Source organism: Paenibacillus solanacearum (assembly GCF_910593845.1).
Lineage (GTDB): Bacteria > Bacillota > Bacilli > Paenibacillales > NBRC-103111 > Paenibacillus_G > Paenibacillus_G solanacearum.
On the sequence record NZ_CAJVAS010000044.1, the window covers coordinates 40,010 to 50,138 of the forward strand.

Consider the following 10,129-nt stretch of genomic DNA (forward strand, 5'->3'; position numbering starts at 1 on the left):
ATAATCCCATCCTATATAATTTATCTAGTGAAATCAACCTTTCCCTGACAACAAGGGCATTTTATGCTTCATCGGGGCCCGATTGACCGCAGTCGTGGAGCTTCAGTTCCTCACGGCACCGTTCCATTTCCGGCTTAGCCCATTGCTCGGCCCATTTCCTGATTTCGTCCAATACCGGCTTGAAAGCCCTTCCCTTTTCCGTCAGCGCGTATTCGATTCGAACCGGCGTTTCGGGATAAATCATTCGCTCAACAAGGCCTGCCGCCTCGAGCTCCTTTAATCGCTCCGAAAGCAGTCTTCCGCTGATCGACAATTGACAGCCAATCTTGGAAAAACGCTGCGGACCGGTCTGCAGCTGCTCGAGCAAGAAGAGGGTCCAGCGTTTGCTCAGCAACTGAATCGTTTGCGTCATCTCGCATTCCCGCTGTTCGATCATATTCGCCCCCCCGACTTTCGTTAGATCCATAAAATCGCCTTCCTCATTTTCCCATGCCCCTTAAGCGCCAAAAAAGGCCAGCCTGGATAGGACTGACCTTTGTTTTCAATCAACTATATTATGCATTTACCAAGATGGACAAGGTTGTCTCTTTATCGAAGAAATGAACTTTGTTCATATCGATCGCGAGCTTCACGTTCGTGCCCTCTTTCATACCGGAGCGGCCGTCAACGCGTGCAACGACGCTTTGCGTTCCGAGCCCGTTCAAGTACAGGAACATTTCGTGACCCAAGTTCTCGGCAACCTCGATGTGTGCGTTCACGATCGTGTTCGGGGATGCTTCCATAAAGATCGCTTCTTCGTGGAAATCTTCCGGACGCACGCCGATAACGACTTCTTTACCGACATAGCCTTTTTCACGCAATACCTTTGCTTTGCCTTCCGGTACTTCAACGTTCACGCCCGAAGCTTTGAAGTACAAGCTTCCGCCTTGCTCTGTAAAGCCGCCCGTAATGAAGTTCATGGACGGGGAACCGATGAAGCCGGCAACGAACATGTTCACTGGGAAGTTATAGATCTCTTCCGGCGTAGCCGCTTGCTGAATGATGCCTTTATCCATAACGACGATACGATCGCCCATCGTCATAGCTTCTGTTTGGTCATGCGTTACATAGATAACGGTTGTTTCAAGACGCTTGTGAAGCTTGCTGATTTCGGCGCGCATTTGTACGCGCAGTTTAGCATCCAAGTTGGAGAGCGGTTCGTCCATCAGGAACACTTGTGGTTCACGAACGATCGCACGACCCAAGGCAACACGCTGACGCTGACCGCCGGAGAGAGCCTTCGGCTTACGCTCCAACAAATGTTCGATGTCAAGAATTCTTGCCGCCTCGCGAACGCGGGACTCGATGTCGGCTTTCTTGAATTTGCGAAGCTTCAAGCCGAAAGCCATGTTTTGGTACACGCTCATATGCGGATACAATGCGTAGGACTGGAATACCATTGCGATATCGCGGTCCTTCGGAGCTACGTCATTCACCAGGCGGTCGCCGATGTACAGTTCGCCTTCCGTAATTTCTTCAAGACCGGCGATCATACGAAGTGTAGTAGACTTACCACAGCCGGAAGCTCCTACCAATACGAGGAACTCCTTGTCCTTGATATCCAAGTGGAAGTCCTTTACCGTCGCCTCTTCCGCCCCCGGATATCTCTTAACGATGTGGTTCAAACGTACACCTGCCATGATTTATTCCCCCTACGAGATAGTATCGTGTTATGTTTTCATCTTACCCTACCTGCTCGTAAATGACTATGCACAATCTTCACAAAAAAATCACTTTCTTTTCGTTACTTTGTACAATAGGATCGCAATCTTCACAATGACGGCATCGTTGAACGTTCGAACGTCGAGTCCCGTCTCCTGCTTGAATTTGTCGAGCCGGTAGAGCAGCGTATTGCGGTGGATGTACAGCTTCTTCGCCGTCTCGCTGACGTTGCAATCGAGCTGAAAGAACTGCTCCAGCGTCGTAAGCGTCTCCGCGTCCAGCGCCACATCCAGCCGCTTCAGCACACGCTCGAGGAAGCTCGTTTTCTCGCTTTCCGGAATCAAGTGCACCAGCTTCTCAAGCTGCAGCTCCCACGGCAAATGCATATTGTTGCCGATATGATATGTACGTCCGAGCATGATCGTCTCTCTTAACTGCAGTACGGTGCCATAGAGCGATTTGGCAGGCAGGATGGGGTAATGAACGGCCAAGTGGCTCTCCCCGACCCATTCGCTCTCCAGCATCTCGTGCAGACCGTAGCCGATCGCGGCAAGCTTGTCCTCCAGCGTGTCGTCCTGCTGCTCGTCGCGCTCGTCGCCCGCATCCATCGACAATATTTTTTCCGGGGCCAAGATGAGCCATTCTTTATCCGTTAATGGAATTAATGTAAGTTCGCTGTCAAAAAACGTTTCGAGCAGCTTCTTCAGGTCTGTATAATGCACCCGCCGCGACGTCGTGTAATCGCCATACAGCAGCAATGGGATTTTTGTAGAGTATAACGATAATTGGGATACGAGCGCATCGGGCATTTCCGCCTGCGTCAAGCCGAGCTCCTGCTGTCCGCGAAACCACTCCCGGACAAGTCCCGCCCTGCGCTCTTCTTCGCTGCCGGAAGAAGCCGATTTATGCTCCTGGCTGTATTTCACGTCCAGCATCAGCTCAACCAGCTGCCGCTCGACCGGCTTGACGCCGTCGGTCTGGGCATGGAAGAGCACGGCTGTCTGCCCTTCGCGATATACGAAAAAATAGACGCTGTCTTCCCTCAGCACGCTCCGGGGCAGCTGCGCTGATTCAACCGTTTGCTGCTCCTCCTGCACGGTCCGGCGCCAATCCTCCCAAGGCCACAAAACGGTTTTTACCGGAAAGCCCAGTGCATGCTCTAACTGCTGTCTCACCCGTTCCCAATCCATTCCTTCAGGCTCCCCACCTATTTATCTTTAGTTGCTATTATTGTAACACATCATCGTCCTTCTTGCTTTGTTCATGAAAAAAGGAGCAGGCGCATTTTGCCCGCTCCTGCCGCTTCAGTTGATTACTCTGCGGGCTGTCACATAGTGGTCTTTCCACCAGCCCGATTCGATCGTGCTGTATTTCACTCCCCCTTCCCCATACGTATGTATCATCATCCCGTCGCCGATATACATCCCGACATGCCCAATCTTCCCATTGGAATTAACGGTTGTGAAAAACACCAAATCGCCCGTATCCAAATTCGCCTTGCTCACGAAAGTACCTTCCTTCGCCTGGTTGCGGGAAACGCGCGGCAGTGTGATATCGTACTTGGCAAAAATCCACTTCATGAAAGACGAGCAATCGAACGTGTTTGTCTGGCCGTATTTCGCTCCGAACACATAGGGCGTACCCAAATATTTTTGCGCCGTAAGCACGAGGCTGACACGCTTTTGATCTTTTTCGGACAACACGCGTCTTGCGCCGATGAACTGGCTCTTGTATTCGTTTACGCTTCTCGTCACGACCTCGCCGCTGGATTTCGAACTGCTGATCATTTTATTGTCGCCGATATAAATCCCGGTGAAGTCCGGATTGCTGCCTTTTCCGAAAAAGAGCACGTCTCCCGCTTTCGCGCTGCTCAGCGATTTGATCAGCGGCTTGTTCATTTTGAACTGGTCATCCAGCGAACGCGGCATGGAGTAGTCCAGCAGTTTGTAAATATAGTAATTGAGGCCGGCAGCGTCAAAGCCTTTGCTTGGCGATTCCTCACCCCATGCGTAATCTTTTCCGCTCATTTTCTTCGCGATGGATACCGCGTCCATATCGTCGTAAGCAGCCATTGCAGGTCCGGCCAGCACACCCGTCAACAGGATTGTCATAGCCGCCGTGATACCGGTCGTACGAATTACAGCGCGTTTAAACATGTATTCTTCCTCCCAAGTTGTCTATTATTCTCCATGTTTGGACATTCTCGTACCCTTGCTCATAGATTACCATGGGAGAAAAAGCCGACGCATTACGCAATTGTTGCCTATATTCGTATCCTTCTGGGAAGGCGACCAACTATAGCCATTCGAAAACAAAAACCTCAGTTACTCCCTCCGCCTCATAGGCTTCCCTCGGCCACCTTCAACAAACGTCAAAGGCTTGTTACATCAGGCTTTTCGCCCTCCATTGGACTATGAAAATGAGGGAATAATTTCCTCAATAAATTTGGCATGATAAGAGCCAGCATCTTCTTCCTAGATTGGTAATTATGGGCGACCCCCGGCTCCGCTGGCGAAATGAGGATAAATGATCCGGTTATGGAAATAATTCAAATGATCACGATAACCGCTGCGGCAAAGGAGGAATTGCTCATTCCCGTTCTTCGTTATGGAACAACCACGCTTTCGGTATCGATTCCCCAAGCGTACGACACGATTACATACGTTGCGCATGATCGCGACATGCCGGATGAGCAAAGCTCCTTGCAGCGGATCCGGCATGCGCTGGAAGTCCCTATCGGTTCTTCGCCTTTGCGTGAGCTTGCCGCCGGCAAAACGAGCGCCGTCATCCTCGTCAGCGACGGCACGCGGCTATGTCCGACCCCTCTGCTGCTCGGACCGCTCCTGGAAGAGCTGAACGCCGCCGGCATCGCAGATCATGCGATCGACATCGTCGTTGCCCTAGGGCTTCACCGAAAGCATACTGCGGAAGAGTTGGAGCGGCTGGTCGGAGCGGAAGCTTATCGCCGAATTCGGGTCCATAACCATTCGCCCCTGGACGAAGACTGCGTGCATGTCGGCACGACATCGTTCGGAACCCCGGTGGAGATCAACCGGCTCGTAGCGGAGGCCTCCTTGCGCATTGCGACCGGCAATATCGAACCTCACGCGCTGGTCGGCGTGTCCGGTGGCGTCAAGGCGATGATCCCCGGTGTAGCTTCTCATCGCTGTATCGAAGCGAATCACGGTTTATCTTTGCAAGTAAAAGCGGTGCCCGGCGATCCGGATAATGCCATCCATCACGACTTGGAACAATCGTTGGCCTTTGTACCGGTTCATTTTCTGCTGAATGTCATCGTGGATCATGACCGGCATGTCCTTCATGCGGTAGCAGGCCATATTATCGATGCGCATCGTGCCGGCGTATCGGAAGCGGCCAAGCTTTTTGTCGTTCCCATAAAGAAGCGATACGATGTCGTCGTTGTCTCTGCCGGCGGCGCGCCCAAGGATCGGCAGCTTTATCAATCGCTCAAAGCGCTTCGCAACGCGGCCTCGATCGCAAAACCCGGAGGAACGCTGATCCTCGTCGCCGAATGCCCGGAAATGCTCGGCAACGGCATCTTCCAATTTTGGATCGACACGATAACGGACCGGGATCGAATGGTAGCTATGCTGAAGCAAAGCTTCGTTGTCGGTGCACATAAAATTCTGCATATGGACGAAATCCTGCGAAGCCACAAAGTCTATTTGCATTCGTCCATGCCGGAGCATGTCACGGAGCTTCTCGGTTTTGTTCCGGCCCCGGACGTAGAGGCCGTCATCGCCTCTGAACTTCGCCCGCCGGATGCTACCATTGCGGTTATGCCATTCGGCGCGCTGACGTATCCGACAAGCGGCTAGCATGGCCGCCTATGATGGGACACCTGTCATGTTAAAAGTCCGTTGCGCTGCGCCAATATTTGTGAGCGGGAATGCCAATGCCCGGCTGTCGTTATCTTTCTTCAACGTGCAAAATCACTTTCGAACTTTCATGTTCAACTATCCCGGGAGGCGGTTTATTTATGAATTGGGGCCATTGGCCAATGGATCGGGCCATATTTGTATTTGTCGGTATCGCTTTTTTGGCCCTCTGGGGGCAAGTCACGCTGTCTCACTATCGACAAAATTTTCACCACAAATCGATGTGGGCCCCCGTCATAACGGCTCCGTTATTCAGCCTGACGGCGTTTGCGCTCGCCGCGGCGAAGCTGGAGTGGCTGATGTCGTTATTTTCATACTTGATGTGGCTTGGCGTAGTCATCGGAGGCACCGGCTTCTATTACCACTTCCATGGCGTCGGAGTGCGTGTCGGCGGTTACACGATGCGTAATTTCCTCGTCGGTCCCCCGGTCGCGCTGCCTGTAATGTTCAGCGCGCTCAGTGCGCTTGGTCTCATTGCATATTATTGGAGGTAGGCTATGAAGCGTACGTCCCGCTATCCTTTTTTTGACGTGATGAACGAACAGATGACCTGGGATAACCACACCCGCGCCATCATCAACTCCCGGACGCATCCGAAGGGTGAACATGCCTTCCTGACGACCGTAGAGGCCGAAATGCTGCGCTCCTGGTGCTCGCTGTTAATGGATGATGCCCGGCCCGAAGTGATGCAGCATGTCATCGACCACTTCGATCAGACGCTCGTTTCAAGCCAAGAAAGCCAGCGAAAATACGGCGAGCCACCGCTGCCACAGTTGATCCGAGATGGACTTCATGCGCTGGATCAAGCATGCCAGTCGATGTTTACGGAACATTTTTTCCATTTGGAGACCCCGCGGCAGCTGCAAATCATGACCGAGATTAGCGAAGGGCAGGCTGCTCCGGCGGAATATTGGAAATCCGTGCCGCAAACCGCCTTTTTTCTAAAAATGCTTTCGACTACGATTGACGCTTATTATTCCCATCCGAAAATATGGTCGGATATCGGCTATGCCGGACCAGCCTATCCCCGGGGTTATATTCGGATGGATCTCGGCCAGCTCGATCCCTGGGAGCCGAAGGAGGATACGAAAAAAAATGAGGCGTAAATATGCGGGAGAAACGGTCGACGCCGTTATCGTCGGGGCGGGCGCCGCGGGAGGCGTACTGGCCAAAGAGCTCAGCGAACACGGCATGAAGGTCGTTATCCTTGACGCCGGACCGCAGCGTGATGCGCAGCGCGATTTTGCCAGCGATGAGTTATCGATGCAAAGCCTCGGCTGGCAGGATACCCGCATCGTCGGTGGAAGCGATCCTCTGCAGATGGGTCACAATAATTCGGGCTACGGCATCGGCGGCGGCACGGTTCACTTTACCGGCGTTTTTTTACGGTTTCATGAATCCGACTTTCAAACCCGCACCATTGACGGCGTCGGGGAGGATTGGCCGATTACGTATGATGATCTTGAGCCGTACTACGCCAAGATTGAAAAAGAAATTGCCGTTTCCGGGCCGAAGCAATTCCCTTGGGGGCGATTTCACGGGCCGTATCCTTACCCGGAACGGGATCCAATCAGCCCCAATGCGCAAATCTTCTCTATCGGATGCGAACAGCTCGGCATCCCGTGGGTCGTTACGCCGCTCGCCATTTTATCGGCGCCCTTCGAAGATCGGCCGCCCTGTATCAATCGAGGCTTTTGCAATCAGGGCTGTATGCCGAATGCAAAATTCAGCACGCTGATTGTCCATATTCCCAAAGCAGTTCGAGCCGGCGCCGAAGTACTTGCCAACTGTAGGGTCACGCAAGTGAATACGGGAGCCGACGGTCGCGTAACCGGCGTCACCTTCGTGCATGAAGGGCAGACCTACGAGCAGCGCGCCAAGCTCGTCATCTTGAGCGCACATGTGGTGGAAACACCGCGTTTGCTTCTCCATTCGGCCAATGCGCTGTACCCTCAAGGACTGGCTAACAGCAGCGGATGGGTGGGGAAGGCATTTATGACCCATAGCAGTCATGATGTATATGCACGCTTTAATAGGGAGATCCGACTTTATAAAGGCACGCCGGTGTTGGCTACGACTCAGCATTTTTACGACACCTCGCCGGAGCGTGATTTTGTAAGAGGATATACGCTTCATGCTCACGGCGCCAGACCGCTTGGTTTCGCCCAAGGCATCGCTCAATCCGGGGGAGACCAGCCGGTGTGGGGCAAGAAGCTGCGTGAAACGATGCTAGATTATAATTACTACGCCCGGATAACACTTGTCGGCGAAGTGCTGCCTGATCCGGCTAACGCCATAACGCTGAGCGAGGAGAAAGACTCTTTTGGAGTGCCGCGAGCGAAGGTAACGTTCAGTTATGGACAGAACGATCTTCGTCTGATTCAACATGCCATCGGGCAAATGAGCGATATATTGGAAGCAGCCGGGGGAAAAAGCGAGTTTGTCGTCCCCGACACTGCACATTTGATGGGCGGTTGTCGGATGGGACATGATCCTGAGCAATCGGTTGTTAATTCTTACGGACAAACGCATGACATTCCAAATTTGTTTATTTGTGACGCGAGCATTTTCGTCACATCCAGCGGGGGAAACCCGACCAACACCGTGATGGCACTGGCCTCCAGAACCGCGCAATATATAAAGGAAAAATCAGCTCGGCTTGAACTGTAGCATCTATATGTAACTTTCCATCATGCAGGATCTTCCTTTTCTTTAAAGGAGATCCTCGTTTACTTTTTACAGAGGGAACCGATACAATAGAAAGAAAAGGAGGATTGGCATGGCTATTGTAGAGGTAACGGTCATCCCGATCGGCACCGCAACGACCAGTCTAAGCGGGTATGTAGCCGATCTGCATCGATTGCTGGAGGAAGCCCCGGAAGCGATCCGATTTGAAATGACTTCGATGAGCACGATTATTGAAGGAGAGCTTGCCGATTTGCTGCAGGTCATCCATCGGCTACATGAAGCACCGTTCCATCAAGGCGCCTCACGCGTATCCACTTCGGTCAAAATTGATGATCGCCGCGATAAAACGGCTTCTATGGAACAAAAGCTTCGTTCGGTACAGGAGAAGCTCGATAACCGTCCGAAATAGCGCACGCCTGTTGAACAGCGGTCGTACCCAATATATGATTCATCTGCTATCGCATGAAGCCGAAGCCAGCGATCTGTGCGCTGGCTTCGAATACGCTATCCCACAGTGTCTTCCTCCGATTTGACCACGGAAGAGGGCTCTTTATTATTCTTACGCATTTCATTCCTTCGCGCTAACTACTGATGCTTTCCGTTTGAATGGCCCCATACCTCGCAAGGTTGCCACAGGACGGAAACATGTAAGAGCTTGACCGGACCCGTTGCTCAGCACCGAAACACGCGCCTGAGGTTCGTACGCGCGGCCTGCACTTAAACCACAACCTAGTGAGCGAGCCTGCAGCCCGCTACCCGATGTTCAGCAGGTAGAGGAAGTCTGGCCCCCCAGCTAAACACGCCATATAACAACAAAAAAGAGACCGTTAAGGTCTCTTCACATTTTCACCTAATGGTGAGCCATGTAGGACTCGAACCTACGACACCCTGATTAAAAGTCAGGTGCTCTACCAACTGAGCTAATGGCTCATACTACATGGTGGAGGCTGATGGATTCGAACCACCGAACTCGTCAGAGAACAGATTTACAGTCTGCTGCGTTTGGCCACTTCGCTAAGCCTCCATGTTGTATGGAACAATGGTGGCTCGGGACGGAATCGAACCGCCGACACGAGGATTTTCAGTCCTCTGCTCTACCGACTGAGCTACCGAGCCATACAATATATTATGCTGTAGTTGTTGCACTTCCTATACAGGCAATCAATGGCGGAGCCGACGGGATTCGAACCCGCGGTCTCCTGCGTGACAGGCAGGCATGTTAGGCCTCTACACCACGGCTCCACAATTAGATTGAACTGGTGCCGCCGAGAGGACTTGAACCCCCAACCTACTGATTACAAGTCAGTTGCTCTACCAGTTGAGCTACAGCGGCATATGGATTGAATTCATGGTGGAGGCTGACGGGATCGAACCGCCGACCCTCTGCTTGTAAGGCAGATGCTCTCCCAGCTGAGCTAAGCCTCCATGAAAATAAATTTGGTAGCGGCAGAGGGGATCGAACCCCCGACCTTACGGGTATGAACCGTACGCTCTAGCCAGCTGAGCTACGCCGCCATAATATACTACGGAGAGAGAGGGATTCGAACCCTCGCACCACTTACGCAGTCTAACCCCTTAGCAGAGGGTCCCCTTGAGCCACTTGGGTATCTCTCCAAGATCGATAAATCAGGAATTATTCCCTGAAAACTGGATCGAAACGGGCAACAAAAGTCAAATGCTGAATCTTTAGCTACTGCTTCCGAAGCTAGCTTCCCTTCGAAAAGCTCTTGGATAAGCCCTCGACCGATTAGTATTCGTCAGCTCCACACGTTACCGCGCTTCCACCCCGAACCTATCTACCTCGTCGTCTACAAGGGGTCTTACATACTGGGAAATCTCAT

The 10,129-nt window shown here is 52.4% G+C and carries 9 protein-coding genes, 8 tRNA genes and 1 rRNA gene; 5 read left to right on the plus strand and 13 right to left on the minus strand.

What is annotated here, in order from left to right; all coding sequences use genetic code 11:
• Window positions 1-61: 61 nt before the first annotated feature.
• The 4 genes from KXG62_RS28390 to KXG62_RS28405 all read right to left on the minus strand — a co-directional run bounded on the left by KXG62_RS28390 (window position 62) and on the right by KXG62_RS28405 (window position 3,857).
• Window positions 62-466 (minus strand): winged helix-turn-helix transcriptional regulator, encoded by a 405-nt coding sequence (locus KXG62_RS28390; RefSeq protein WP_343223536.1) that lies wholly within the window; start codon window positions 464-466, stop codon window positions 62-64.
• 88 nt (window positions 467-554) lie between these two features.
• Window positions 555-1,679: an ABC transporter ATP-binding protein gene (locus KXG62_RS28395; RefSeq protein WP_218095405.1), complete on the minus strand. Its 1,125-nt coding sequence runs from the start codon at window positions 1,677-1,679 to the stop codon at window positions 555-557.
• 90 nt (window positions 1,680-1,769) lie between these two features.
• A complete protein-coding gene (locus tag KXG62_RS28400; RefSeq protein WP_218095406.1) occupies window positions 1,770-2,891 on the minus strand; it encodes a PucR family transcriptional regulator in 1,122 nt (373 codons plus the stop codon).
• A gap of 114 nt (window positions 2,892-3,005) precedes the next feature.
• Window positions 3,006-3,857 (minus strand): C40 family peptidase, encoded by an 852-nt coding sequence (locus KXG62_RS28405; protein WP_218095407.1) that lies wholly within the window; start codon window positions 3,855-3,857, stop codon window positions 3,006-3,008.
• 381 nt (window positions 3,858-4,238) lie between these two features.
• On the opposite strand from KXG62_RS28405, the gene KXG62_RS28410 reads away from it, so the two are divergent.
• From KXG62_RS28410 to KXG62_RS28430, 5 genes are all read left to right on the plus strand, one after another.
• Entirely contained in the window at window positions 4,239-5,540 is a 1,302-nt protein-coding gene (locus tag KXG62_RS28410) for a nickel-dependent lactate racemase family protein (RefSeq protein ID WP_246627679.1), read from the plus strand.
• Window positions 5,541-5,701: 161 nt separating this feature from the next.
• Window positions 5,702-6,094 (plus strand): hypothetical protein, encoded by a 393-nt coding sequence (locus KXG62_RS28415; protein ID WP_218095408.1) that lies wholly within the window; start codon window positions 5,702-5,704, stop codon window positions 6,092-6,094.
• 3 nt (window positions 6,095-6,097) lie between these two features.
• Entirely contained in the window at window positions 6,098-6,706 is a 609-nt protein-coding gene (locus KXG62_RS28420) for a gluconate 2-dehydrogenase subunit 3 family protein (RefSeq protein WP_218095409.1), read from the plus strand.
• Complete coding sequence (locus KXG62_RS28425) at window positions 6,696-8,270, plus strand: GMC family oxidoreductase (protein WP_218095410.1); 1,575 nt, start codon at window positions 6,696-6,698, stop codon at window positions 8,268-8,270. Before KXG62_RS28420 ends, KXG62_RS28425 begins: the two co-directional genes overlap by 11 nt.
• Before the next feature lie 109 nt (window positions 8,271-8,379).
• Window positions 8,380-8,697 carry an MTH1187 family thiamine-binding protein gene (locus KXG62_RS28430; RefSeq protein WP_218095411.1) on the plus strand — a complete coding sequence of 106 codons (318 nt, stop codon included), beginning with the start codon at window positions 8,380-8,382 and terminating at the stop codon, window positions 8,695-8,697.
• Between the two features lie 445 nt (window positions 8,698-9,142).
• On the opposite strand, the gene KXG62_RS28435 is transcribed toward KXG62_RS28430, so the two are convergent.
• From KXG62_RS28435 to KXG62_RS28475, 9 genes are all read right to left on the minus strand, one after another.
• Window positions 9,143-9,218, minus strand: a tRNA-Lys gene (locus KXG62_RS28435).
• 8 nt (window positions 9,219-9,226) lie between these two features.
• A tRNA-Tyr gene (locus tag KXG62_RS28440) sits at window positions 9,227-9,312 on the minus strand.
• 16 nt (window positions 9,313-9,328) lie between these two features.
• A tRNA-Phe gene (locus KXG62_RS28445) sits at window positions 9,329-9,404 on the minus strand.
• A 49-nt stretch (window positions 9,405-9,453) separates the two neighbouring features.
• Window positions 9,454-9,530 (minus strand) — tRNA-Asp (locus tag KXG62_RS28450).
• Between the two features lie 15 nt (window positions 9,531-9,545).
• Window positions 9,546-9,621: transfer RNA gene (locus KXG62_RS28455), tRNA-Thr, on the minus strand.
• Window positions 9,622-9,637: 16 nt separating this feature from the next.
• Window positions 9,638-9,713, minus strand: a tRNA-Val gene (locus tag KXG62_RS28460).
• A 13-nt stretch (window positions 9,714-9,726) separates the two neighbouring features.
• A tRNA-Met gene (locus KXG62_RS28465) sits at window positions 9,727-9,803 on the minus strand.
• An 11-nt stretch (window positions 9,804-9,814) separates the two neighbouring features.
• Window positions 9,815-9,902, minus strand: a tRNA-Ser gene (locus KXG62_RS28470).
• A 113-nt stretch (window positions 9,903-10,015) separates the two neighbouring features.
• A 23S ribosomal RNA gene (locus KXG62_RS28475) occupies window positions 10,016-10,129 on the minus strand; the annotation flags it as partial.